This is a genomic window from Pseudomonas sp. efr-133-TYG-23, from assembly GCF_030209215.1.
Classification (GTDB): domain Bacteria; phylum Pseudomonadota; class Gammaproteobacteria; order Pseudomonadales; family Pseudomonadaceae; genus Aquipseudomonas; species Aquipseudomonas rhodesiae.
Window position 1 is genome coordinate 49,401 of record NZ_JARVSL010000013.1, and the last position, 23,264, is coordinate 72,664.

Below are 23,264 nucleotides of genomic sequence, written 5' to 3' on the forward strand. Positions count from 1 at the left end.
CGGCAAGCTACGAGCTGCAAGTTAAAAGCCGAATGGCTCTTTCTTGCCGCTTGTGGCTTGCCGCTTGCCGCTGCTCCTATAACAAGAAACCGGAGAACCACTCATGTCTTTAAGCGTGTTCGACCTGTTCAAGATTGGCATCGGCCCCTCCAGTTCCCATACCGTCGGCCCGATGCGCGCCGCCGCTCGATTCGTCGAGGGGCTCAAGCGTGACGCGCTGTTGAGCGCCACCACTCACGTCAAGGTGGAACTCTATGGCTCCCTCGGCGCCACCGGCAAAGGCCACGGCAGCGACAAAGCCGTGCTGCTGGGCCTGGAAGGCGAACACCCGGACACCGTGAACACCGAAACCGTGGCCACGCGCCTGGCGCAGATGCGCAGCGACGGTCGCTTGAACCTGCTCGGCGAACACAGCATTGCGTTCAACGAGAAAGAACACCTGGCGATGATCCGCAAGCCCCTCGCCTATCATCCCAATGGCATGATCTTCCGCGCCTTCGACGCCGCCGGCCTGCAGATCCGCAGCCGCGAGTACTACTCAGTCGGCGGTGGCTTCGTGGTGGATGAAGGTGCCGCCGGCGCTGACCGGATTGTCGAAGACGCCACGCCCCTGACCTTTCCATTCAAGAGCGCCAAGGACCTGCTTGGGCATTGTGCGACGTACGGATTGTCCATCAGCCAAGTGATGCTGACCAACGAAAGCGCATGGCGTCCAGAGGCGGAAACCCGGGCCGGCCTGCTGAAAATCTGGCAGGTCATGCAGGACTGTGTCGACGCGGGCTGTCGCAACGAAGGCATTTTGCCCGGTGGTTTGAAGGTCAAGCGCCGCGCCGCGGCCCTGCATCGTCAACTGTGCAAAAACCCGGAATCGGCGTTGCGCGATCCCTTGTCGGTGCTTGATTGGGTCAACCTGTACGCCCTGGCGGTCAACGAAGAAAACGCCAACGGCGGGCGCGTGGTCACAGCGCCCACCAACGGTGCGGCCGGGATCATTCCGGCGGTGCTGCATTACTACATGCGCTTTATCCCAGGAGCGAACGAAGACGGCGTGGTGCGTTTTCTGCTCACCGCCGCCGCCATCGGCATTCTTTACAAGGAAAATGCGTCGATCTCCGGCGCCGAGGTGGGCTGTCAAGGTGAGGTCGGCGTGGCTTGCTCCATGGCCGCCGGCGCACTGTGTGAGGTGCTGGGCGGCAGCGTTTCGCAAGTGGAAAACGCCGCCGAGATCGGCATGGAGCACAACCTCGGCCTGACCTGCGACCCCATTGGTGGCCTGGTGCAAGTACCTTGCATCGAGCGCAACGCAATGGGCTCGGTGAAGGCGATCAACGCTGTGCGCATGGCCTTGCGCGGTGATGGGCAGCACTTCGTGTCCCTCGATAAGGTCATCCGCACCATGCGCCAGACCGGCGCCGATATGAAAAGCAAATACAAGGAAACCGCCCGTGGCGGTTTGGCGGTCAACATTATCGAGTGCTGACGCCTAAAGGCGCGCCAGCACGTTTTTTCAGGAGCTGAACATGTCCACCGAAACCCTATTGAAAACCCCGCTGCATGCCCTGCATATCGAGCTGGGCGCACGCATGGTGCCCTTCGCCGGGTACGACATGCCGGTGCAATACCCGCTCGGTGTCATGAAGGAGCATCAGCACACCCGTGATCAGGCCGGGTTGTTCGATGTGTCCCATATGGGTCAGATCCGTTTGAGTGGCGCCAATGCCGCCAAAGCCCTGGAAACCTTGGTGCCGGTCGATATCATCGACCTGCCGGTGGGCATGCAGCGCTACGCGATGTTCACCAACGATCAGGGCGGCATCCTCGATGACCTGATGGTGGCCAATCTAGGTAACGATGAGCTGTTCCTGGTGGTCAATGCGGCCTGCAAGGATCAGGACCTGGCCCACCTGCGCCAACACATCGGTGATCAGTGCACCATCGAGCCGCTGTTCGAAGCGCGCGCCCTGTTGGCGCTGCAAGGCCCGGCAGCGGTGAAGGTGCTGGCGCGCCTGGCGCCGGAAGTGACCAAGATGACCTTTATGCAGTTCGCCGCCGTGCGCCTGCTGGGTGTGGATTGCTATGTCAGCCGCTCCGGCTACACCGGCGAGGACGGCTTTGAAATTTCCGTGCCCGCGGCCAGCGCTGAAAGCCTGGCCCGCAGCCTGCTGGCCGAAACCGAAGTACAACCGATCGGTCTGGGCGCCCGCGATTCCCTGCGTCTGGAAGCCGGCCTGTGCCTGTACGGCCATGACATGAATACGGACACCACGCCTATCGAGGCCAGCCTGCTATGGGCCATTTCCAAGGCACGCCGCGCCGACGGTGCCCGCGCCGGTGGTTTCCCGGGAGCGGACCGGATCTTCACCCAGCAACAGACTGGCGTGAGCCGCAAGCGCGTGGGCTTGCTGCCCCAGGAACGCACGCCAGTACGTGAAGGCGCTGAGATCGTCGACGCACACGGCAGCGTGATTGGCAGCGTCTGCAGCGGCGGCTTCGGCCCAAGCCTGGGCGGCCCACTGGCCATGGGTTACCTTGACAGCGCCTTTACCGCTCTGGATACAGAAGTCTCTGCGTTGGTGCGTGGGAAAAAGGTGCCACTTCGTGTAAGTAAAATGCCATTTGTGCCACAGCGTTACTACCGTGGCTGATTGACTGTTCCTATAAGTAACGCGGTCGCGCCAAGGCGCACTAAACTGTAACGCGACCGCCATAAAACAGTGCATTTACGATAGTTAATATGACTGGCGGCTGCCTATATCAAGTGATTAGGACTATCGAATAAGTCAGTTCCATTATATTCAACGAAGTGTCATCAGCCCGCGCAATGCGGGGCGTCCGGCAGGGCTTGTTTTTATCGTATTAGTTGGCGTAGAGTTTGCCCACTGTGTTTGCATGGGTCGCTTGGAACCTGGACCTGGGCAGTAGCTGAAGTAGTTTTGCTACAACCCGTTCGACGTCTCTTACTTTCCTGCAACCCAGCCCAGTACTCTTTCGCGTGAAAGGGGCTGTCATTAATTTTTTAGCGTCAAGGAAATAAGAAAATGGCTGAACGTCAGAGCGGTACCGTCAAGTGGTTTAACGACGAGAAAGGGTTTGGTTTTATCACTCCAGAAAGCGGTCCGGATCTGTTCGTGCATTTCCGCGCTATTCAGGGCAACGGCTTCAAGAGCCTGAAAGAAGGCCAGAAAGTGACCTTCGTTGCGGTGCAAGGCCAAAAAGGCATGCAGGCTGACGAAGTTCAAGCAGAAGGCTGATTCCTCTGCGACAAAAAGCCCCTGATATGACATCAGGGGCTTTTTTATGGGCGCAATTCCGTAAAATGGCTTTTTCCTTCCGAGAGCCCTGCCATGTCCAAACCCCTGCTGAGCCCCCAAGGCGAATTTCCCGCCGTTGGCCTGGGCCGTCGTTTGGCAGCGATGTTCTATGACTTCCTGTTGTGCACAGCCCTGATGATCGTCACCGCGTTTATCTACAAACTGATCTGGATCGCGTTCGTGGGCGAAGCCAGGATGCGCACGTTGACCGAATCGGGCGCCTTGGATGGCGACCCACTGCTGTCGACGATTCTGTTGTTTGTACTGTTTGGGTTCTTCGCCAAGTTCTGGACCCATTCCGGTCAGACCCTGGGCATGCAGGTGTGGGGCGTACGCGTGCAGAACGCCGACGGCTCGCGGATCAGCCTGTGGCAAGCGTTGCTGCGCTTTGTGGTGTCAATTGCGTCGTGGTTGTGCGTGGGGCTCGGGTTTCTCTGGTCGCTGTTCGACAAGCAGAAACGCAGCTGGCATGACATCTACTCGGATACGCAGTTGGTGCGGATTCCGAAGCAGAAAAAATAACCCCGTGCCTGGTACAGATCGACAGGTGGGAGGGGCGTACCCTCCCACGTTTTTTACCAAGCTCGACTATGCGTTACCGGCCAGCTTCAGGCGCGCAGCCTGAGTAAAATCCAGCATGCGCTTGAGCGGTCTCACAGCCTGTGGGATTACCGACGGTTCGACGAAGATCTCGTTGCTGCCCTCACGCAGGCACTGCAGCGTGCGCTCCAGCGTATTCATGGCCATCCACGGGCAGTGTGCGCAACTGCGACATGCCGCACCGTTGCCGGCCGTAGGCGCTTCTACGAAGACCTTGTCCGGGCATAGCTGCTGCATCTTGTAGAAGATCCCGCGGTCGGTCGCCACGATGAAAGTCTTGTTCGGCAAACGCTGCGCGGCGGCAATCAGTTGACTGGTGGAGCCCACCGCATCGGCCAGCTCGATCACCGACGTGGGAGACTCCGGGTGCACCAGGATGGCTGCATCCGGGTACAGCGCCTTCATATCTTCCAACTGCTTGGACTTGAACTCCTCATGGACGATGCAGGCACCGTCCCACAGCAGCATGTCGGCGCCGGTCTGGCGCTGGATGTAGGTGCCCAGGTGTTTATCCGGGCCCCAGATGATGGTTTCGCCGTTGTCCATCAGACTCTCGACAATTTCCAGCGCACAGCTGGACGTCACCACCCAATCAGCCCGCGCCTTCACCGCAGCCGAGGTATTGGCGTACACCACCACGGTACGCTCGGGATGCTGATCGCAAAACGCCGAAAACTCATCTACCGGGCAGCCCAGGTCCAAAGAGCAGGTCGCTTCAAGCGTAGGCATGAGAATGCGTTTTTCAGGTGTAAGGATCTTGGCCGTCTCCCCCATGAAACGCACGCCGGCAACCAGCACGGTCTTGGCCGGGTGCGCGGCGCCGAAGCGAGCCATTTCCAGGGAGTCGGAGACACAGCCACCGGTCTCTTCGGCCAGGGCCTGAATCACCGGATCGCAGTAGAAGTGGGCAACCAGTACCGCGTCTTGAGCTTTGAGCTCAGCGGCGATGGCGGTACGCAGGCTCGCCTCTTCTTCGGCGCTCAGAGCCTTAGGCTGCTTGGCGTCGAGATGGGCTTGAACCAGTAAGCGTTCGGAAATGTGCGTCATGTTCGCAAGACCTGCAGGCGCAGAAGCGCGAAAGTCGAGTGTACCACCGGCTCTGGAGCCCTTCGGGCACCGCCGGACGAAGTGATTGTGTTCATCAAGCACGGGTGAAACTGAAGCTGGGCAAGGCTACAGAATATCGAATGGATTCAAAAGCCTAATCTGGTATTCGCGGGGGTGCCTGTCGGGTAAAAAATGGGAACCTCCGAGATCATCGCTGTAGAACTGCCCGAGGCGTCTTTTCAAACCTTTCCGACTCCGTCCGCCCCCCAAATCGCAGGCAAAAAAAAACCCGGAAATCCTCACTTACGTGGGCCTTCCGGATTTTCTAAACCGCTAAAAATGGTGGGTCGTGTGGGATTCGAACCTACGACCAATTGGTTAAAAGCCAACTGCTCTACCAACTGAGCTAACGACCCGCTGTGTGGTGGCGCGTATAATACTGATTTCTAAGGACTATTCAACACTTTATTTAAAATAAATCAGAAAAAACACCTTATCGCCGTGATTCAGGCTATTTGCAAGCCCCATACAACCCACCAAGGCCGAGCCCGAGAAGCTGAATTTCAACGACCCGGCTCGTCGTTCCACAGGTATTTATGCAGTTGCAGCTGCAAGCGCACCGGCAGATTGTCTGCCACTATCCAGTCGGCCAGGTCACGGGCATTCAGGTCATGGTGGCTTGGGGAGAACAGCACCTCACCTGCGCGCCGCTCAAGACCATACTGAATCAGCTTTGATACTGCCCAATCGTAGTCATCACGAGAACAAATCACGAACTTGACCTGATCGTTGACGCTCAGCAGATCCATATTCTCGTAGCGGTTGCGATGCGCCTCTTTTGAATCCGGAGTTTTGAGGTCGACCACGCGGCTCACGCGAGGATCGACCGCAGAGATATCCAGGGCGCCGCTGGTTTCCAGAGACACTTCATAACCTGCGTCACACAGCTGTTTGAGCAACGGGATGGCATTGGGCTGTGCCAGGGGCTCACCACCCGTCACGCAGACGTAACGGGGCTTGAAACCTGCCACCTGCTCCAGGATATCGTCGAGGGTACGCACGGTGCCGCCACTGAAGGCGTAAGCGCTGTCACAGTACTGGCAACGCAGAGGGCAACCTGTCAGCCGTACAAATACAGTAGGCAGGCCTGCGGTTCGCGTTTCACCCTGTAACGAGTAAAAAACTTCGGTAATACGTAATGTGTCTTGCATAGTCGCCACGGGCGTAACAGCTAAACAGGCTGTCCGCCTCCGTCAGGCACTTCCAGGAACCCCGCCAACGCGTAGACCCCAAGAAGCGTGTTTCATAAAAGGGCGTGGATTCTAACGAAAAAACCCGCGCCAGGCGCGGGTTTCTTCTAAACGGGCCGCTTCGCTTACAAGCGTTGCAGGTCGCGTTGAGCCAACTGGGCAGCGGACGTCCCCGGATATTGGGCCACTACTTGCTGCAGAATGCCTTTGACCTTGTCGGTATGACCCAGGCGGCGCTCTACGTCAGCCAGCTTATACAGCGAGTCCGGCACCTTGGCGTGCTTGGGGTACAGCTGACTGACCTTGGCAAATGCCTGGCCGGCACCTTGCAAATCACCCTTGGCGAGGTTGACTTCGCCAAGCCAGTATTGAGCGTTGCCCGCATACTGGCTGTTGGGGTATTTGCGCAGAAATGCGGTAAAAGCCTGGCTGGCTTTATCGAAGTCCTTGGCTTTGATCAGGTCGAAGGCAGCATCGTAATAGAGCTTTTCCTTCGCTGGGTCACCCGGTTCGCTGCTGGCGGCGGGGGCTTGGCTAGCGGCCGCCCCGGCTGCTGCACCACCGGCAGCAGCGCTTGGCGCGCCACCGGCAGAAGAATTATCAGGAGTAGCGGCAGGTGTAACGCCGGCTCCTATACGTCGATCAAGATCCTGGTATCGCTCCAGGCCTTCTTGCTTGAGCTGGTTCACTTGATTCTGCAGAACTTCAATCGCGCCTTGTTGCTGCGCAAGTTGATCCTGCATGCGTTGCAGCTGGTTGAACAGTTCGCCCTGTGCCGAGGGCGCGGACGTAGCCGCCCCCCCAGCATAGGCGCCGTTCGTGCCATAACCCGCTGGCGGATAACTGCTCCCGCTATTGTTATAGCCAGAGTTGCTATCTTCCACAGGAACCGCAGCCCACACCGCAAGCGGTGCGAAGCTGAGAGCCAATACAGTTAGAGCACGACGGCACGTTCGCATGACGAATTACTTACGCAGTTCGACGCGACGGTTTTGAGCCCAGGACTGCTCGTCGTGGCCAGTAGCAACTGGACGCTCTTTACCGTAGGAAACCAGTTCCAGCTGAGCTGGCGAAACGCCTTGCAGGACCAGGTAGCGTTGAACGGCTTTAGCACGACGCTCGCCCAGTGCCATGTTGTACTCACGAGTACCACGTTCGTCGGTGTTACCTTCCAGAACAACGCGAGCGCCGTTAGCTTTCAGGTCCTTCGCGTGAACGTCCAGAGCGCGCATGGCTTCTGGCTTCAGGTCCGAACTGTCGTATTCGAAGTAGAAAGTAGTGATCGCGCGCAGAGCAGCTTCTTCGCTCAGGGAGCCGTCAACTGCACCAGTGTTAGCGCCATAACCAGCGTTTGGATCAACAGCTGCGCCTTCACCGGCATTGTCGCCGCCTTTGGACGAGCAACCAACGGCTACGGACAGAGCCAGAGCCAGAGCAGCAAACTTACCAAACTTCAGCATTTCCATCGTGAAACTCCTAATGAACCCCAGTGTGTTAAGCAAATCTTTTTGTAGCGCCGCGTCAGTTCAGGTAAGGGGACCAGGATGGTTCTCTGACTTCGCCTTGTGCGGTAGGAAGCGGGAGCCTTACGCGTCCATTAATGGACACGAGCATCAAGACTCCCCGGCCCTGCTGGCGGGTGGCGTAGATTACCATGGTGCCGTTGGGCGCAACAGTAGCTGACTCATCAAGGTTGGTATCTGTAAGGATTTTTACGGTTCCGCGCTGCAAATCCTGGGCCGCAACCCGGAAATTAGTGAAACCATCCTGACGGTGAATCATCACCAACGTCTTTTCATCAGCCGACAGTTTAGGGTTGGCGTTGTAGTTACCGATAAAGGTCACTCGTTCCGCACCGCCACCGCCAATACTGGACTTGTAGATTTGTGGCTTACCGCCACGGTCGGAGGTGAAGTAGATGGTCGAGCCATCCTTGCCCCAGAACGGTTCGGTATTGATGCCCGGGCCGCTGGTAACACGGGTGATCTGACGCGAAGCCATGTTCATCACGTAGATATCCGGATTGCCATCTTTAGACAGCACAAACGCCAGGCGCGAGCCATCCGGTGACCAGGCAGGCGCGCCGTTAAGGCCTTCGAAGTTGGTGATCTGCTCACGGCGACCGGTATCGATATGCTGCACAAAGATACGTGGACGCTTCTGTTCGAAGGACACATAGGCAATACGCTTGCCGTCCGGTGCGAAGCGCGGCGACAGAATCGGCTCGCGCGATTGCAGCAAGGTCACTGCCCGCGCACCGTCGTAGTCCGAACGTTGAAGGGTGTAGCGCGTGTTATCTACCGAAAAGCGTTCAGCCGTTACATAGAGCAGACGCGTAGAGAAAGCACCTTTGATACCGGTGAGCTTTTCAAACGACTGGTCCGAAATGTAGTGGGCCATGTCACGCAATTGTTCGGTGGTGCCCGACACGCTGCCGGTCAGGACCTGCTGCTCCGTCGCCACGTTGAACAACGCGTAGGTGATTTGCAAGCGGCCGCCGGCCGGCACAATGTTGCCGACCATCAGGTACTGGGCGCCAACGGCTTTCCAGTCACGGAACACGACTTCGCTGGCCTGGTTTGGCTGGCTGATCATGTTGCCTTTTGGAATTGGCGCGTAATAACCGGAGTTGCGCAGGTCGTCACTGACGATCTGTGCCATGTCGTCCGGCAATACACTGCCGCCTTGCCAACCGAACGGCACTACCGCGATCGGAGTGGCCCGATCGCTACCGCTGGTAACCAGGATGTTCTTTTCATCCGCCGTCGCTATCCCTGCCATACAGCAAATAACGACAAGCATTCCTCGAAGAAGGTTTCTCACAAGGCTAGATCCTCAGGTGTGAATGTCATCTTGAATGAACGATAGGGAGCGAAGTCGCTTGGTTTCATTCCCTGCATCTCGGTCAACCGGCCAATGTTCTTGACCGCGGCAACCGCCGAACTGTCGAACGAACCGTCACCACTGGACTTGGCCACGCTGACCGAAGTCACCGTACCGTCCGGCAACATGCCGATCTGCAGTACTACTGTCATGCCTTTGCGTGCCGAAGGTGGACGTGTCCAGCCTTCTGCTGCCCGCGCCCGAATCAGGTCGTCGAAACTGCCCGCGACTTCATCGCCACGCTCATCGGCCAAGGCTTGCTGACGCTGCGGCGTGTCGGAAAGCAAATCTGCCAAGGCCTGGGCCTTTTTCTCTTCGGCGGATTTACGCGCTGCTTCCTGAGCCTTTTTCTTCTGGGCATCGGCGGCAGCTTTCTTCTTCGCTTCGTCGGCGACTTTTTTCTTCGCCTCGTCTGCTTCAGCTTTTTTCTTGGCGTCTTCGGCGGCTTTCTTCTTCGCGTCTTCGACTATCTTCTTCTTGGCTTCCTCAGCGGCCTTTTTCTTGGCCTCTTCTTCGGCAGCTTTCTTGGCTTCTTCTTCAGCTTTCTTCTTGGCTATATCAGCCAATTGTTTCTCTTCGGCCTTCTTGGCTTCGGCAGCTTTCTCGGCTTTTTTGGCTTCATCAGCCTTTTTCGCCTCGTCGGCCTTCTTGGCTTCGTCTGCCTTTTTCGATTCCTCGGCCTTTTGAGCCGCCTCTTCTTTCTTTTGTTCCGCAGCAGCCTTCACCGCTTCCTGCTCGACCTTCTTCTGTTCCATCTGCTCGACTTCAGTCTGACGCGCGGCCGACTTCTGCGCCTCACCCGCAATCTTCTGATTGGTCTGGGTAGTGGCCTGACTTTTCGATTTCAGCTGATACAGGGTCGCCTGCACGATAGGCTTGGCTGGCGGCAGGTCAGGGGTCATGGCAAAGCTGACGAACAGCATGCCGAAGACCAGGACGTGCAGGGCAATCGCCCAAACGCTAGGCCAGAAGTAGCTTTCCGAGGCGGACGGCTCTCGCTGTTGGTGCATCAGGGCGCCTCGGTAATCAAGCCAACGTTACCGACGCCGGCCTTCTGCAGCCCGCCCATGGCGCCCATGACGGAACCATAGTCGACTGCTTTGTCACCGCGGATGAATACTTGGGTGTGCTTGCCACCTTCGTTACCGGCGCGAATGATCTTGGTCACCGCATCGGTCATCGCCGGCAACGTCAGGGCCTTGTCCTGTTGCTTCTGAGTGTCGACTTCGCTGCCAAGGTTCCAGTAATAGGTCTTGTCGGACTTGATCGAAATGGTCAGCACCTGAGTGTTGTTGTCTTGCGGCAAGGCTTCGCTAGAAACCTTGGGCAGATCAACTTTCACACCCTGGTTGAGCATCGGCGCGGTCACCATGAAGATCACCAGCAGCACCAGCATCACGTCGATGTAAGGCACTACGTTCATCTCGGCGACCGGCTTGCGCTTGGTTCGAGCTCGAGTGATTAAAGCCATCGGGAGGTACCTGCTTATTCTTCGCTGGTGTGCACTTTACGGTGCAGGATCGCCTGGAATTCATCGGCGAAGGTGTAGTAACGGCCAATCAGGTTCTCGCCGCGTGCGGCAAAGCGGTTATAGGCGATCACCGCAGGGATGGCGGCAAACAGACCGATTGCAGTGGCGATCAGGGCTTCGGCGATACCGGGGGCCACGGTGGCCAGGGTCGCTTGTTGAGCCTGGGCCAGACCACGGAAGGAGTTCATGATCCCCCACACCGTACCGAACAGGCCGATATACGGGCTGACGGAACCAACGGTGGCAAGAAAAGGCAGGCTCTGCTCAAGCTTCTCTTCTTCGCGGGAAATGGCGACGCGCATGGCGCGAGCCACGCCTTCCATCACCGCTTCCGGGTCTACGCCTGGCTGCTGGCGCAGACGGGAGAATTCCTTGAAGCCAGCACGGAAGATCTGCTCCACACCCGAATCCGGGTCCGGGTTGCTGCCGGCCTGGCGATAGAGCTTGGACAGGTCGATACCCGACCAGAAGCGCTCTTCAAAGCTCTCCAGGGCACGTCGACCGGCACGCAGCAGGTTGCTGCGCTGAAAAATCATGACCCAAGAGGTAACCGATGCGGCTACCAGGGTCAGCATGACCAGTTGAACCACAACACTGGCATTGCTGACCAGGCTCCACATGGAGGAATGGTCGACGACGGTAGGTTCCACGCTAAATCTCCTGCTTTGATTGTTTACCCGCGCCGCTCACGGCGGCAAAGGCCACACGTAGAGTTTCGGGAATGGCCCGAGGTTTCAAACTGTTGGTGCGTACACACGCCACCAAAAACTGCCCCTCACAGAGCAGCGTTGCATCCGTTGCCCGCCTGACCTGCTGTTTGAAGCGCAGGCTGGCACGGTTCAATTCGATGACTTCAGCGCTAACCAGCAGTTCATCATCCAGTCGCGCCGGGGCGTGATAACGCGCCTCGCTGGAATGCACGACGAATAACAGGTCCTCCCCTGCCAGCTGGGATTGGGCAAAGCCCAGCTCCCGTAGCCGCTCGGTTCGAGCCCGTTCCATGAACTTAAGGTAATTGACGTAATAAACGATGCCGCCGGCATCGGTGTCCTCGTAATAAACGCGACAGCGATGTGCGAACGACTGATCCCCGTTTTGCGCGCGCATACTCTAGTGCTTACTCCTGAGGTTGCCAATCCGGCCAGGCAACTGTTTTTTCATTCTCTGAAACATTTTCACTGACAGAATGACGACGCCAGTCACTGGGACAGCACAAACCTCGAATAAATCGTCGAGCCAAGCGCTTTTAATCGTCCACTGCATCAAGGAATTCGTCTACCACGGGCATCTCGCCCAATCGTGACGGAATGTTTAATCCAAAATGCAGATAAGCATGACGCGTCACCACCCGCCCCCTTGGCGTGCGCATGATGTAGCCCTGCTGGATCAGGTAAGGCTCGAGCACATCCTCGATTGTGTGGCGTTCTTCGCTGATGGCAGCGGCCAGGCTGTCCACGCCTACCGGGCCACCGTCGAACTTTTCGATCATGGTCAAGAGTAGACGCCGATCCTGATGATCGAAGCCATGTTCGTCCACATCCAGCAGGTTGAGCGCCAGGTCGGCCACCGCCTTGGTAATGTGCCCCTTGGCGCGCACTTCGGCGAAGTCCCGCACCCGCCGCAGCAAACGGTTGGCGATACGCGGTGTGCCCCGGGCACGCCGAGCGATTTCAAATGAGCCTTCAGGGTCCAGCGGCAAGCCAAGGATGCTCGCCGAACGACTGACGATCGTGGCCAGATCCGCCGTGCTATAGAACTCCAGACGTTGAACAATCCCAAAACGGTCTCGCAGCGGATTGGTCAGCATCCCCGCTCGCGTGGTGGCGCCCACCAAAGTGAACGGCGGCAAATCGAGCTTGATCGAGCGAGCCGCCGGGCCTTCGCCAATCATGATGTCGAGCTGGAAATCTTCCATCGCCGGGTACAACACTTCTTCGACAATCGGCGAGAGCCGGTGGATTTCGTCGATAAACAGCACATCGTGCGGCTCTAGGTTGGTCAACAACGCTGCCAGATCACCGGGACGTTCCAGCACCGGACCTGAGGTGGACTTGATCGACACCCCCATTTCCTGAGCAATGATGTTGGCCAGGGTGGTCTTACCCAGCCCCGGCGGACCGAAGATCAACGTGTGATCCAGGGATTCACTGCGCCCGCGCGCCGCCTGGATGAACAGCTCCATCTGCTCGCGCACAGTGGGCTGGCCGATGTATTCAGCCAGGCTCAGGGGGCGGATGGCCCGGTCCTGGATTTCTTCACGGTCGCGCGGGCCGGTGGCCGCGATCAGACGATCAGCTTCAATCACTTAAATCATTCCCTTCAGGGCGCGGCGGATCATGTCTTCACTGCTCAGGTTCTTATCCTTGATGGCCGATACCGCTTTGCTCGCCTCCTGGGGTTTGTAGCCCAAAGAAATCAACGCGCTGACGGCATCGCTTTCGGCGCTGGCAACCTGGGACGCCGGCATATCAGGCTGGTTCGGCACCAAGGCAAACATGCTCGGCACCACCTCCCAGGCCTTGAAGCGGTCCTTGAGTTCCACCAGCAAACGCTCGGCGGTTTTCTTGCCGACGCCCGGCACCTTGGTCAGCGCCGAGGTATCCTGCGCCGATACGGCGCGCACCAGTTCGTCTACTTCCAGACTGGACATCAAGGCCAGCGCCAGTTTCGGTCCCACGCCATTGAGGCGGATCAGTTCGCGGAAGAAGTCACGGTCGCGCTTGCCAATGAAACCATAGAGCAATTGCGCGTCTTCGCGCACCACCAGATGGGTATGCAGCGTGAGCGGCTCGCCGACCGACGGCAGGCGATACAGGGTGGTCATGGGCACTTCCAGCTCATAGCCCAGCCCGTTGACATCCAAAATAAGGTGCGGCGGCTGCTTTTCAGCCAGGGTGCCGCGCAAACGTCCAATCACGGTACAGATCCTTAACACTTAGGGTCAGATCAACGCCTGACCGGAAATCACGATTGCGCTGATGCTATCAGAGACGCAGGCGACCGCCACGACTGCGTGCCGTACCCAGGCCATGAGGCAGCAGACTGGAACGGGTGTGCGCATGGCAGATGGCAATGGCCAGGGCGTCGGAGGCGTCGATTTGCGGTTTAGCCGTGAGTTTGAGCATGTGCATGACCATCATCTGCACCTGCTCTTTATTGGCACCACCAGTACCGACCACAGCCTGCTTGACTTGGGTCGCGGTGTATTCGGCGATCTCCATGCCCTCCTCCGCGCCAGCAACAATGGCCGCACCACGGGCCTGGCCGAGTTTGAGCGCCGAGTCGGCGTTCTTGGCCATAAACACTTTTTCGATACCCATGGTCACCGGCCCGTAGGTCTGGATCACTTCACGCACGCCGCGATAGACGATCTGCAAGCGCTCGGCCAACTCCCCCGAACCGGTACGAATACAACCCGACGCAACGTAGACGCAGCCACGCGGAGTCTGCTGCACCACGCCAAAGCCGGTGATGCGCGAACCGGGGTCGATACCTAGGATTAAAGTCATAACGCCTGCGGGTTGGGTTAAACACATTTTTTGATACAGGGAAGATTCAATGTGGGAGGGGGCTTGCCCCCGATTGCAGAGTATCAGTCGCCACATACAGCGACTGATACACCGCTATCGGGGACAAGCCCCCTACCACCATCAATCCACATCGTGCTTCAGCCTAGCTGTTCGGCCACTGACTCTGGAATATCGGCATTCGAATAGACGTTTTGTACATCGTCCAGATCTTCAAGCATATCCAGCAGCTTCAACACTTTCTGCGCGCCTTCCAGGTCCAGTTCGGCACTGGTCGTCGGCAGCATCACGATTTCTGCGTCGGTGCCTTTAAATCCCGCAGCTTCCAATGCATTGCGCACAGCATAGAAACTGGCAAACGAGGTGAAAACATCGATGGAACCGTCGTCGTTGGTGACCACGTCGTCGGCATCCGCCTCCATCGCCGCTTCCATCAGCGCGTCTTCATTGGTGCCCGGCGCGAAGGTGATCTGCCCCTTGCGCTCGAACAGATAGGCCACCGAACCGTCTGTGCCGAGGTTGCCACCGCACTTGCTGAACGCATGGCGTACGGCTGCGGCGGTACGGTTACGGTTATCGGTCATGCACTCGACCATCACCGCCACGCCGCCCGGGCCGTAGCCTTCGTAGGTCAGCTCGACCATGTCGTCGGTATCGGCAGCACCGGCACCACGGGCCACGGCGCGATCAATAATGTCGCGGCTCATATTGGCGCCCAGCGCCTTGTCCAGCGCCAGGCGCAGACGCGGGTTGGAGCCCGGATCACCGCCGCCCTGACGGGCAGCGACGGTCAATTCGCGAATCCACTTGGTGAAGATCTTGCCTTTCTTGGCATCCTGACGCTCTTTGCGGTGCTTGATGTTCGCCCACTTGGAATGGCCAGCCATAACACAACTCCGAATTCTCTAGAAACCTGATCAATCCCGCCCCAGGCCGGACCTTTCTCTTTAAAACACAACCCTTGTAACGCAAAGGCGCATCCGAAGATGCGCCTTTTTAGACTGCGTAAACCTCAGTGCGCTTTCACGCAGCGGCTTTACTCAGCCTTTGGCGTCTCGCGCAGGCGGATATGCAGCTCGCGCAATGCCTTGGCATCCACTACGCCCGGTGCCTGGGTCATGACGTCCGCGGCACTCTGGGTTTTCGGGAAAGCGATCACTTCACGGATCGACTGGGCACCGGTCATCAGCATCACCAGACGGTCCAGACCGAAGGCCAGACCACCGTGGGGCGGGGCCCCGTACTTCAGGGCGTCAAGCAGGAAGCCGAATTTCTCTTCCTGTTCCGCTTCGTCGATGCCCAGCAGACGGAAGACCGCTTGCTGCATCTCTTTACGGTGGATACGGATCGAACCGCCACCCAGCTCAGTGCCGTTGAGCACCATGTCGTAAGCGCGCGACAGTGCGCCCGCCGGGTTGGCCTCCAACTCGGCCGGGGAGCATTTCGGCGCGGTGAACGGGTGGTGCAAGGCGCTGAAGCTGCCGTCGTCGTTCTCTTCGAACATCGGGAAGTCAACGACCCACATCGGCGCCCATTCGCAGGTCAGCAGGTTCAGGTCGTGGCCCAGCTTGATCCGCAGCGCGCCCAGCGCTTCGCTGACAATCTTGGCCTTGTCGGCACCGAAGAACACGATGTCGCCATCGACCGCACCCACGCGATCGAGGATCACGTTCAGATTGGCTTCCGGGATGTTCTTCACGATGGGCGATTGCAGGCCATCAACGCCGTTGGCGCGCTCGTTGACCTTGATGTACGCCAGGCCCTTGGCACCGTAGATGCCGACAAACTTGGTGTAGTCGTCGATCTGCTTGCGCGGCATGCTCGCGCCGCCAGGCACGCGCAGGGCAGCGATGCGGCATTTAGGGTCGTTGGCCGGGCCGCTGAACACCTTGAATTCAACCTCTTTGAGCTGGTCGGCCACGTCCACCAGTTCCAGCGGGTTACGCAGGTCAGGCTTATCGGAACCGTAGCGACGCATGGCTTCTTCGAAGGTCATGTGCGGGAAGTCACCGAACTCCAAGCCCAATACTTCCTTGAACAGGTTGCGGATCATCTGCTCGGTCAGGCCCATGATCTCTTTCTCATCGAGGAAACTGGTCTCGATGTCGATCTGGGTGAATTCCGGCTGACGGTCGGCGCGCAGGTCTTCGTCGCGGAAGCACTTGGCGATCTGGTAGTAACGGTCGAAGCCGGCCACCATCAGCAACTGTTTGAACAGCTGTGGCGATTGCGGCAGGGCAAAGAAGCTGCCGGCGTGGGTGCGGCTAGGCACCAGGTAGTCACGCGCGCCTTCCGGGGTGGCCCGGGTCAGGATCGGCGTTTCAACGTCGAGGAAGCCATTCTCGTCGAGGAAGCGACGGATGCTGGTGGTCATGCGCGAGCGCAGACGCAGCTTCTCGGCCATTTCCGGACGACGCAGGTCCAGGAAGCGGTAGCGCAGGCGGGTTTCTTCGCCGACGTCGGAGTATTCGTTGAGTGGGAACGGCGGGGTTTCCGACTCGTTCAACACTTCCAGTTCGTAGCCCAACACCTCGATACCGCCGGAGGCCATGTTCTTGTTCACGGCACCTGCCGGACGCAGACGCACCTTGCCGGTGATTTTCACGACGTATTCGCTGCGCACGCGGTCGGCGGCGGCAAAGCTCTCGGCACGGTCCGGGTCGAACACCACTTGGGCCAGACCGTCACGATCACGGATATCGAGGAAGATCACCCCGCCGTGGTCGCGGCGACGGTGAACCCATCCGCAAAGGGTAATTTCCTGACCTTCCAGGGTCTCGTTCAGTTGGCCGCAATAGTGGCTGCGCATCATGGTCGTGGTTTCACTTCTCGTAATTCGAAATTCGGTGGAGGCCCGCCTCGTCACCGTTCATATAAGCCAGGTGACGGATAATGCAGGAGCCTGCGCGTAGAGTTCAACTCAGTCTGCTTTGTCGCCGCCCGCCAGATTCTTCTTGGCGCCGGTCTTGAAATCGGTCTCGTACCAGCCGCTGCCACTGAGGCGAAAGCCCGGCATGGACAACATCTTCTTGAGTTCAGGAGCCTGGCAGGCCGGGCAATCGACCAACGGCGCGGCGCTGATCTTCTGGATGGCTTCCAACTGATGACCACAGGAAGCACATTGATAGTCGTACATGGGCATGGCGATGTCTCGGCGAACAGATCGTTACTGCGCCACGCCTGACCGAAGGGTAAAGCCCCGGCCTGCGCAGCAAAGCGCGGGATTATATCTGGTAAATCGAGCCAGCGCAGCCGGCTTTCTGCCCGGGAGCCAGCCCGCCAACACAGCGAGCCGACCCCGGGCACCTTTGTTTACTCCGGGTCGGGCGCAGCCGTACGGCCTTTTAACAGGTGAACCACGCACACCACCCTGACCAAACCGCTGAAGTTCTTTACACCTCCATAACGCAAGTGCACCTCCCGATCGACATAAGACAGTAACGCACTGACTGAACAGGCGTTGATCCTGGCGATTTCCGTAAGGATATTCCAATAGATCTGCTCAAGTCGCAGGCACGTCGAAAACCCGTTGAGCCTGACTGATCGGGACAATGGCCTTGCCAACCCCATATCGAACCCTTTGGCAAAGGGATCGATCTTTATCTGATGAAAGCCACAGGATTCCATGACTCCATTACTCACTGCGCGTGACATACACCTGACACTCCATTGCCAAACAGCAGCCAATGGGTTGCTCCCATTGGACAGTGGGCTTATCAAACAGCAGGAAGTACGGGGTCAGCCAGAAGACGGGGAGTCGATACCTGTAGGACAACGCCAGGAAGCGTGCAGAAACGAGCGAGCGACGCCAGGACGGCGCCGCTCAGGCTCGGCTTACTTGGCTTCGAGCAGGGAGCGCAACATCCACGCGGTCTTTTCGTGGACCTGCATACGCTGGGTGAGCAGATCCGCAGTCGGCTCATCGCTGACCTTGTCGAGCAACGGGAAGATGCCGCGGGCAGTACGCGTAACGGCCTCCTGGCCCGCCACCAGTTGCTGGATCATCTCTTCGGCGCCCGGCACGCCCTCCTCCTCCTTGATCGAGGAAAGACGGGCGTAGATCGAATAAGCGCCCGGCGCCGGGAAGCCCAGTGCGCGGATACGTTCGGCAATGGAGTCCACCGCCAGCGCCAGCTCGTTGTACTGTTCCTCAAACATCAGGTGCAGCGTTCGAAACATGGGGCCCGTGACGTTCCAGTGGAAGTTGTGGGTCTTCAAGTACAGTACATAGGTATCGGAAAGCAGCCGCGAAAGCCCATCGACGATGGATTTACGATCTTCTTCACTGATACCGATATCGATTGCCATGTTTATCCCCTTCAATTGACAAGCATTCATTGATCAGGTGCAACACCACTCTAGCAAGCGCACAGGTGACGCGCAGCGAGCGAGGTGCGACAAATCGCCCTTGAGTGGTAATTCGCCAATCAATGTAGGAAATATCCTAAAAAGCCATTCCAAAACAAGCACACCTGTCTAGGACAAGCGTTTGCCAAGGAAATGCCCCGCCCCTTGCAACACCCCGAAATGCTTGATTTGAGAAGGCACGGCCTTTGCTGTTAAATAGGCAGCGTGTCGCCATCGTTAATGTCTGCGATGGCCGGCATAGGCTGATACCCGCGCACGTGCCCAACGCCTCCCATTGTTCAGAAGCGAACCGTGCCAGTCAGCTCTTCCTAGTGATCCGTCTTAACGTGAGTTAATCAAAATGTTGAAAATCGTCCACCTGCTAACGGGCGTTGCAGCTTTGCTGCTGTCCTTTATACCGAGCCTGCAACCAGAGAGCCTGCCGTACCTGCAACAACACGACGCGCTGTACCTGGCACTGTTCGGCCTTCTTAACCTGACGTTGGCACCCGTGGTCCCGTACTGGAACAAGGGCACTCGTCATCAACTGCAAAACCTGGTCAGCGCGCTGTTGGTTCTGACCGTTGTCGTACAAACCCTCACCCTCCTGGCACCCATGCCTGAAGTGGGCGGCCACCCGGCCATCCTGCTCAGCCTGGTCATTGCTGTGGTCGCAATCGCTCTTCATCTGGCTATCAGCTTCTACCGTTCATCTCCGGCGGCCGCGTCGCAAACCTACGACATGACCAATCGGGATACCGGTACCGTCAAGTGGTTCAACACCTCCAAAGGCTTCGGCTTTATTTCCCGCGATTCGGGCGACGACATCTTCGTCCACTTCCGGGCCATTCGCGGCGAAGGCCATCGTGTCCTGGTGGAAGGCCAGCGCGTGGAGTTCTCCGTAATGAATCGCGACAAAGGCTTGCAAGCCGAAGACGTGATCGCTGCACTGCCGCGCCGCTGACTCCAGCCCTGGCAGCAAAAAAAACCGCGATCCAGCCTAGCTGGGTCGCGGTTTTTTCATGGCCCCTCTTTAATAGTGAGGCGGTGGCGCTTCCTCTTCGGACGTTTCGAACTGGCCGCCCATCTCTTCCTGACGCTTGAGCAGCGCGGTTATCTGCAGCTGCAGCCGCTCGACCGCGCGTTGCTGGGTGACCAGGATGTCGTTAAGGGTCTCAATGGTGTCATCCTGAAAGGCCAGGCGGCTTTCCAGGTCGGTAACACGGTCTTGCAAGTCCATGATTCAGTCCTGGGCAAAATTGAAATCGGCGGGCAGCAGCTCGCGCAGACGCGCACGCAAGGCCACCACCTGTTCTTGGGTATAAGGGCGAGCCGGATGCTTGCCCCATACCGGAGCAGGCCAGGCGGCGTCGTCGCGTTTGCGCACGATCACATGCACATGCAACTGGCTGACGACGTTACCCAGCGCGCCGATATTCATTTTATCCGCGCCCAGACCATCGTTGAGCAACTGCGCCAGACCGGTCGTCTCTTCCCAGAGCTTTTGTTGATCTGCGACATCCAGGTGAAACACCTCGCTGATACCGTTGATGCGCGGGACCAGGATAAACCAGGGGTAGTTCGAGTCATTGGACAGCAGCAGGCGGCATAACGGGAAGTCCCCGATGACCAGTGTGTCTTGTTGCAGGCGTTGATCTAGGGCGAACACCGCGGGCACTCCATTCGGCAAGTCAGAATCAGGCCCCAGCATACCTTCGAATGCCGGCCGCTTCACAACGATTGAAGATAAGCCCGCGAGGCAGCCGGCCAAAAAACCTGCACCCTTTCGATGCAGGTAAATATTTGAGCTACGCTAGAACGGGCCCTGCCGAGACGCACCAAAATGACCCGCCCGTGCCTCAAAGGGATCCGCCGACTACCCACCTAACGGGGTGAACCGGTAACGTTTCACACAAGAACCGATTTTTTACACCTGACAACATGCATTCCACAGAGAGGTCAAGCCCTAACCAAACGGCGTAAAAAGCCCGTACTTATGCGGTTTTCGCAGGCACGGAACTTTTTTCACGAAAAAATGACATTCGGTTACCGCTTTGAGCACGCTTGTTGCATTCACACCCACATCGTCGGCAACGGCACGGGTTCGGAAACCGGTGTTTCGCGATAAAAAACAACAGCGAGTCAGTACGAGGCAAGGATGCATTCGAACTTCTTAGGGAGTTTTGAAACAGTACTGAAGTTGTCAGTCCAGATACATTTTGGGCTGTGAATTTGCGACATGGAGCTAGCAATTTACGACAGCCTCGTAAAGAAGCTGAAAGGAAAGATGGGTAAGTATCGTCAATAGGGTCTGCGTGATATAACTTTGCGCCGACACAAAAAAGAAAGAGCCGCCCAGATAAAAATACAGGTGGGACGGCAGTACTCTTCCGAAAACCAAAGGAGCAAATCACGATGCGCGTGATGAAGTGGAGCATGATCGCACTGGCTGTTTCAGCCGGTACCTCGCAGTTCGCAATGGCGTCCGCCCAGGACGATTCCAAGGGCTTTGTTGAAGACAGCACTTTCAGCATCAATACTCGCGCTCTGTACTTCAGCCGCGATTTCCGTAACAACCCGTCGGGCCCTGGCAGCAAGAGCCGTGCAGAAGAAACCGGCCTGGGCTTCAACGCCCTGTACGAGTCGGGCTTCACCCAGGGGACTATCGGGGTGGGTGTGGATGTAATCGGCCTGATGGGTGTCAAACTCGACAGCGGTAAAGGTCGCGCAGGCACCGGTCTGTTCCCAACCGGCTCAGACGGTCGCTCGCAAGACGATTACTCCAAAGGCGGCGGCGCTGTTAAGTTCCGTATCTCCAATACCGTGCTGAAAATCGGTGACCAGTACACCACCGCTCCTGTGTTCGCTTCCGATGACAGCCGTCTGCTGCCTGAGCTGCCACAAGGTATCTCGATCACCAGCAACGAAATCAAGGGCCTGAAACTGGAAGGCGGTCACTTCACTTCCAGCGTCGCGCAGAACCAGACCTACCATGACAGCCTTGGCCTGACCAAGACTGACTTTGTCGGCGGCGTCTACTCGTTTACCCCAGAGTTCACCGGCAGCCTGTACTACGCGAAAACCGAAGACTACTTCCGCAAGTACTACAGCAACCTGAACTGGACCCATGCCCTGAGCGATGACCAGTCCTTTGCCCTTGACTTCAACATCTACGACACCAAGAGCGACGGCGCAGGCCTTCAGCGTGCCGAGAAAGATGGTGTAACCAAGCTCGACAACCGCGCATTCAGCTTGCAGGGTGCGTACACCATCGGCGCTCACACCTTCACTCTGGCAGCCCAGAAGGTCACCGGCGACGGCGACTACGGCTATGGTGTAGACGGCGGCGGCTCGGTCTTCCTGGCCAACTCCGTGGCTCGCTCCGACTTCAACGCTGAAGGCGAGAAGTCCTACCAGGCACGTTACGACATCAACATGGCCACCTTCGGCATTCCTGGCCTGAGCTTCATGACTCGCTACGTGACCGGCAGCGGCGCCAACACCGGCACTACCTCGAACGGCAAAGAGTGGGAACGCGACATCGAAGCCAAGTACGTTGTACAGAGCGGTCCAGCTAAAAACCTCAGCTTGCGTCTGCGTCAAGCAACCTATCGCTCCGGGGATGGCGTTTACTACGGTTCGCCTTCGATCGACGAACTGCGTCTGATCGCGAACTACCCGCTGAACATCTTGTAATTGCCGGTTCAATTACAACGATGACTTAAGGCCCTGGCCTTAAATAAAAAGCCGCTCCCTTGCTTTCAAGGGAGCGGCTTTTTTATTGCGGAGCTTTAAATAAATAACTAGCAAGCTAACTAACTAAACTAAAGTGATACGTTTAACCTGACCTTTCGGCCAAGTTAAACGCGCCTAAGTTTTTTACTTCGACGCAGCTTCCTGCATTACACGAATAACCCGCTGCGGAAATGGAATATCAATCCCCGCCGCTTTCAAACGGTCACGTGCGAATTCATTGAGCATAAACATCACGTCCCAGTAATCCGCGGTTTTGGTCCAGCAGCGCAGCGAAACGGTGATCGAGCTGTCACCCAAAGTGGACACCACAGCCACAGCAGCTGGATCTGCGAGTACGCGAGGATCCTTGGCCAGCTCCAGTAGCACTTCGCGGGCTTTCTGCAGGTCGGCTTCATAGTCCACACCGACGTCGAACACCACCTTGCGGGTCGGTTGACGGTTGGTGTTGGTGATGATCCCGTTGGACAGGATGCCGTTCGGCACGATGACAGTTTTGTTGTCGCCCGTACGCAGCACCGTGTGGAAAATCTGAATGCTGTCGACGGTGCCCGAGGTACCTTGGGCTTCGATCCAGTCGCCGATGCGGAACGGGCGGAACAGCAGAATCAGCACCCCACCGGCAAAGTTCGCCAGGCTGCCTTGCAACGCCAGACCAATGGCCAGGGTGGCGGCACCAATAGCGGCGACGAAGGAGGTGGTTTCTACACCGATCATCGAGGCCACGCTGACAATCAGCATCACCTTGAGCACGATGTTCGCCAGGCTGGTGATGAAATGCTGCAACGCCAGGTCAGCGTTGCGTACCGCCAGCAAACGGCCCACGCGATGGGTCAATTTATTGATCAACCACCAGCCGATGGCCAGGGTGATAACGGCGAGCAAAACCCGGCTGCCGTATTCCATGATCATCGGGATCCAGGACTGGGAAGTCTTGACCAGACGATCTACTTCAGCGTTCAAGTCCATTGCTGTTCTCCTGTTTATGGACGGTCGGCGCTTAAAGCAATTGAGC

Annotated in this window: 26 protein-coding genes and 1 tRNA gene; 6 read left to right on the top strand and 21 right to left on the bottom strand. The window is 57.7% G+C overall.

Annotated features, from left to right (window positions below):
• Positions 1-103: 103 nt before the first annotated feature.
• The 4 genes from QRN41_RS07985 (at position 104) to QRN41_RS08000 (ending at position 3,833) form a co-directional block, all read left to right on the top strand.
• On the top strand, positions 104-1,480 hold the full coding sequence (locus QRN41_RS07985; RefSeq protein WP_034100144.1) for an L-serine ammonia-lyase: 1,377 nt from the start codon (positions 104-106) through the stop codon (positions 1,478-1,480).
• Between the two features lie 40 nt (positions 1,481-1,520).
• The gene (gene gcvT / locus QRN41_RS07990; RefSeq protein ID WP_094065437.1) at positions 1,521-2,645 is read left to right on the top strand and encodes a glycine cleavage system aminomethyltransferase GcvT; all 1,125 of its coding nucleotides are present in this window, start codon (positions 1,521-1,523) and stop codon (positions 2,643-2,645) included.
• A 393-nt stretch (positions 2,646-3,038) separates the two neighbouring features.
• Positions 3,039-3,251, top strand: coding sequence for a cold-shock protein (locus tag QRN41_RS07995; protein WP_003365337.1), 213 nt, complete (start codon positions 3,039-3,041; stop codon positions 3,249-3,251).
• 93 nt (positions 3,252-3,344) lie between these two features.
• Positions 3,345-3,833, top strand: coding sequence for an RDD family protein (locus tag QRN41_RS08000; protein WP_034100149.1), 489 nt, complete (start codon positions 3,345-3,347; stop codon positions 3,831-3,833).
• Between the two features lie 66 nt (positions 3,834-3,899).
• Here QRN41_RS08000 and nadA read toward each other — a convergent pair whose 3' ends face one another.
• The 18 genes from nadA to QRN41_RS08090 form a co-directional block, all read right to left on the bottom strand.
• Positions 3,900-4,958, bottom strand: a complete 1,059-nt coding sequence (gene nadA, locus QRN41_RS08005; RefSeq protein WP_034100151.1) for a quinolinate synthase NadA — start codon at positions 4,956-4,958, stop codon at positions 3,900-3,902.
• A 340-nt stretch (positions 4,959-5,298) separates the two neighbouring features.
• Positions 5,299-5,374: transfer RNA gene (locus QRN41_RS08010), tRNA-Lys, on the bottom strand.
• A 147-nt stretch (positions 5,375-5,521) separates the two neighbouring features.
• Positions 5,522-6,169: a 7-carboxy-7-deazaguanine synthase QueE gene (gene queE, locus QRN41_RS08015; protein ID WP_034139129.1), complete on the bottom strand. Its 648-nt coding sequence runs from the start codon at positions 6,167-6,169 to the stop codon at positions 5,522-5,524.
• Between the two features lie 164 nt (positions 6,170-6,333).
• Positions 6,334-7,167 carry a tol-pal system protein YbgF gene (gene ybgF / locus QRN41_RS08020; protein WP_034100154.1) on the bottom strand — a complete coding sequence of 278 codons (834 nt, stop codon included), beginning with the start codon at positions 7,165-7,167 and terminating at the stop codon, positions 6,334-6,336.
• Between the two features lie 6 nt (positions 7,168-7,173).
• Entirely contained in the window at positions 7,174-7,674 is a 501-nt protein-coding gene (gene pal, locus QRN41_RS08025; RefSeq protein WP_034100156.1) for a peptidoglycan-associated lipoprotein Pal, read from the bottom strand.
• A gap of 55 nt (positions 7,675-7,729) precedes the next feature.
• Positions 7,730-9,010, bottom strand: a complete 1,281-nt coding sequence (tolB, locus tag QRN41_RS08030) for a Tol-Pal system beta propeller repeat protein TolB (RefSeq protein WP_034100158.1) — start codon at positions 9,008-9,010, stop codon at positions 7,730-7,732.
• Positions 9,011-9,027: 17 nt separating this feature from the next.
• A complete protein-coding gene (tolA, locus tag QRN41_RS08035; protein WP_034139130.1) occupies positions 9,028-10,101 on the bottom strand; it encodes a cell envelope integrity protein TolA in 1,074 nt (357 codons plus the stop codon).
• On the bottom strand, positions 10,101-10,553 hold the full coding sequence (gene tolR / locus QRN41_RS08040) for a protein TolR (RefSeq protein ID WP_162276712.1): 453 nt from the start codon (positions 10,551-10,553) through the stop codon (positions 10,101-10,103). The genes tolA and tolR overlap by 1 nt, the downstream gene beginning before the upstream one ends.
• Positions 10,554-10,576: 23 nt before the next feature.
• Positions 10,577-11,272, bottom strand: coding sequence for a protein TolQ (gene tolQ, locus QRN41_RS08045; protein ID WP_010208111.1), 696 nt, complete (start codon positions 11,270-11,272; stop codon positions 10,577-10,579).
• A gap of 1 nt (position 11,273) precedes the next feature.
• Positions 11,274-11,729 carry a tol-pal system-associated acyl-CoA thioesterase gene (gene ybgC, locus QRN41_RS08050; protein ID WP_034100165.1) on the bottom strand — a complete coding sequence of 152 codons (456 nt, stop codon included), beginning with the start codon at positions 11,727-11,729 and terminating at the stop codon, positions 11,274-11,276.
• Positions 11,730-11,868: 139 nt separating this feature from the next.
• Positions 11,869-12,927: a Holliday junction branch migration DNA helicase RuvB gene (ruvB, locus tag QRN41_RS08055; protein WP_034100167.1), complete on the bottom strand. Its 1,059-nt coding sequence runs from the start codon at positions 12,925-12,927 to the stop codon at positions 11,869-11,871.
• Positions 12,928-13,539 carry a Holliday junction branch migration protein RuvA gene (gene ruvA / locus QRN41_RS08060; RefSeq protein WP_034100169.1) on the bottom strand — a complete coding sequence of 204 codons (612 nt, stop codon included), beginning with the start codon at positions 13,537-13,539 and terminating at the stop codon, positions 12,928-12,930.
• Positions 13,540-13,606: 67 nt separating this feature from the next.
• Entirely contained in the window at positions 13,607-14,131 is a 525-nt protein-coding gene (gene ruvC, locus QRN41_RS08065; RefSeq protein ID WP_034100171.1) for a crossover junction endodeoxyribonuclease RuvC, read from the bottom strand.
• A 158-nt stretch (positions 14,132-14,289) separates the two neighbouring features.
• Entirely contained in the window at positions 14,290-15,036 is a 747-nt protein-coding gene (locus QRN41_RS08070) for a YebC/PmpR family DNA-binding transcriptional regulator (RefSeq protein ID WP_094065439.1), read from the bottom strand.
• Between the two features lie 149 nt (positions 15,037-15,185).
• The gene (aspS, locus tag QRN41_RS08075) at positions 15,186-16,961 is read right to left on the bottom strand and encodes an aspartate--tRNA ligase (RefSeq protein ID WP_034139132.1); all 1,776 of its coding nucleotides are present in this window, start codon (positions 16,959-16,961) and stop codon (positions 15,186-15,188) included.
• Positions 16,962-17,069: 108 nt separating this feature from the next.
• Entirely contained in the window at positions 17,070-17,291 is a 222-nt protein-coding gene (locus QRN41_RS08080) for an FmdB family zinc ribbon protein (protein ID WP_003193872.1), read from the bottom strand.
• Positions 17,292-17,461: 170 nt separating this feature from the next.
• Entirely contained in the window at positions 17,462-17,803 is a 342-nt protein-coding gene (locus tag QRN41_RS08085) for a ribbon-helix-helix domain-containing protein (protein ID WP_034100178.1), read from the bottom strand.
• 180 nt (positions 17,804-17,983) lie between these two features.
• Complete coding sequence (locus QRN41_RS08090; RefSeq protein WP_034139133.1) at positions 17,984-18,457, bottom strand: Dps family protein; 474 nt, start codon at positions 18,455-18,457, stop codon at positions 17,984-17,986.
• 400 nt (positions 18,458-18,857) lie between these two features.
• Between QRN41_RS08090 and QRN41_RS08095 the strand changes: the two genes are divergently transcribed.
• Positions 18,858-19,460, top strand: coding sequence for a cold-shock protein (locus tag QRN41_RS08095; protein WP_034139134.1), 603 nt, complete (start codon positions 18,858-18,860; stop codon positions 19,458-19,460).
• A 69-nt stretch (positions 19,461-19,529) separates the two neighbouring features.
• On the opposite strand, the gene QRN41_RS08100 is transcribed toward QRN41_RS08095, so the two are convergent.
• Together QRN41_RS08100 and QRN41_RS08105 are read right to left on the bottom strand one after the other, a co-directional pair.
• Entirely contained in the window at positions 19,530-19,736 is a 207-nt protein-coding gene (locus tag QRN41_RS08100) for a SlyX family protein (RefSeq protein ID WP_034139135.1), read from the bottom strand.
• Between the two features lie 3 nt (positions 19,737-19,739).
• Complete coding sequence (locus tag QRN41_RS08105) at positions 19,740-20,165, bottom strand: HIT domain-containing protein (protein WP_094065440.1); 426 nt, start codon at positions 20,163-20,165, stop codon at positions 19,740-19,742.
• A 746-nt stretch (positions 20,166-20,911) separates the two neighbouring features.
• On the opposite strand from QRN41_RS08105, the gene QRN41_RS08110 reads away from it, so the two are divergent.
• Positions 20,912-22,192 (top strand): OprD family porin, encoded by a 1,281-nt coding sequence (locus QRN41_RS08110; protein ID WP_094065441.1) that lies wholly within the window; start codon positions 20,912-20,914, stop codon positions 22,190-22,192.
• 183 nt (positions 22,193-22,375) lie between these two features.
• Here QRN41_RS08110 and QRN41_RS08115 read toward each other — a convergent pair whose 3' ends face one another.
• Complete coding sequence (locus tag QRN41_RS08115; protein ID WP_167416671.1) at positions 22,376-23,218, bottom strand: mechanosensitive ion channel family protein; 843 nt, start codon at positions 23,216-23,218, stop codon at positions 22,376-22,378.
• Positions 23,219-23,264 lie beyond the last annotated feature (46 nt).

What these genes read in the sequence shown, in the direction of transcription:
- QRN41_RS07985 (WP_034100144.1), top strand. Translation starts at nt 104, where the DNA reads ATGTCTTTAAGCGTGTTCGACCTGTTCAAGATTGGCATCGGCCCCTCC.
- gcvT (WP_094065437.1), top strand. Translation starts at nt 1,521, where the DNA reads ATGTCCACCGAAACCCTATTGAAAACCCCGCTGCATGCCCTGCATATC.
- QRN41_RS07995 (WP_003365337.1), top strand. Translation starts at nt 3,039, where the DNA reads ATGGCTGAACGTCAGAGCGGTACCGTCAAGTGGTTTAACGACGAGAAA.
- QRN41_RS08000 (WP_034100149.1), top strand. Translation starts at nt 3,345, where the DNA reads ATGTCCAAACCCCTGCTGAGCCCCCAAGGCGAATTTCCCGCCGTTGGC.
- nadA (WP_034100151.1), bottom strand. Translation starts at nt 4,958, where the DNA reads ATGACGCACATTTCCGAACGCTTACTGGTTCAAGCCCATCTCGACGCC.
- queE (WP_034139129.1), bottom strand. Translation starts at nt 6,169, where the DNA reads ATGCAAGACACATTACGTATTACCGAAGTTTTTTACTCGTTACAGGGT.
- ybgF (WP_034100154.1), bottom strand. Translation starts at nt 7,167, where the DNA reads ATGCGAACGTGCCGTCGTGCTCTAACTGTATTGGCTCTCAGCTTCGCA.
- pal (WP_034100156.1), bottom strand. Translation starts at nt 7,674, where the DNA reads ATGGAAATGCTGAAGTTTGGTAAGTTTGCTGCTCTGGCTCTGGCTCTG.
- tolB (WP_034100158.1), bottom strand. Translation starts at nt 9,010, where the DNA reads ATGCTTGTCGTTATTTGCTGTATGGCAGGGATAGCGACGGCGGATGAA.
- tolA (WP_034139130.1), bottom strand. Translation starts at nt 10,101, where the DNA reads ATGCACCAACAGCGAGAGCCGTCCGCCTCGGAAAGCTACTTCTGGCCT.
- ybgC (WP_034100165.1), bottom strand. Translation starts at nt 11,729, where the DNA reads ATGCGCGCGCAAAACGGGGATCAGTCGTTCGCACATCGCTGTCGCGTT.
- ruvC (WP_034100171.1), bottom strand. Translation starts at nt 14,131, where the DNA reads ATGACTTTAATCCTAGGTATCGACCCCGGTTCGCGCATCACCGGCTTT.
- QRN41_RS08070 (WP_094065439.1), bottom strand. Translation starts at nt 15,036, where the DNA reads ATGGCTGGCCATTCCAAGTGGGCGAACATCAAGCACCGCAAAGAGCGT.
- aspS (WP_034139132.1), bottom strand. Translation starts at nt 16,961, where the DNA reads ATGATGCGCAGCCACTATTGCGGCCAACTGAACGAGACCCTGGAAGGT.
- QRN41_RS08080 (WP_003193872.1), bottom strand. Translation starts at nt 17,291, where the DNA reads ATGCCCATGTACGACTATCAATGTGCTTCCTGTGGTCATCAGTTGGAA.
- QRN41_RS08085 (WP_034100178.1), bottom strand. Translation starts at nt 17,803, where the DNA reads ATGTCACGCGCAGTGAGTAATGGAGTCATGGAATCCTGTGGCTTTCAT.
- QRN41_RS08090 (WP_034139133.1), bottom strand. Translation starts at nt 18,457, where the DNA reads ATGGCAATCGATATCGGTATCAGTGAAGAAGATCGTAAATCCATCGTC.
- QRN41_RS08095 (WP_034139134.1), top strand. Translation starts at nt 18,858, where the DNA reads ATGTTGAAAATCGTCCACCTGCTAACGGGCGTTGCAGCTTTGCTGCTG.
- QRN41_RS08100 (WP_034139135.1), bottom strand. Translation starts at nt 19,736, where the DNA reads ATGGACTTGCAAGACCGTGTTACCGACCTGGAAAGCCGCCTGGCCTTT.
- QRN41_RS08110 (WP_094065441.1), top strand. Translation starts at nt 20,912, where the DNA reads ATGCGCGTGATGAAGTGGAGCATGATCGCACTGGCTGTTTCAGCCGGT.
- QRN41_RS08115 (WP_167416671.1), bottom strand. Translation starts at nt 23,218, where the DNA reads ATGGACTTGAACGCTGAAGTAGATCGTCTGGTCAAGACTTCCCAGTCC.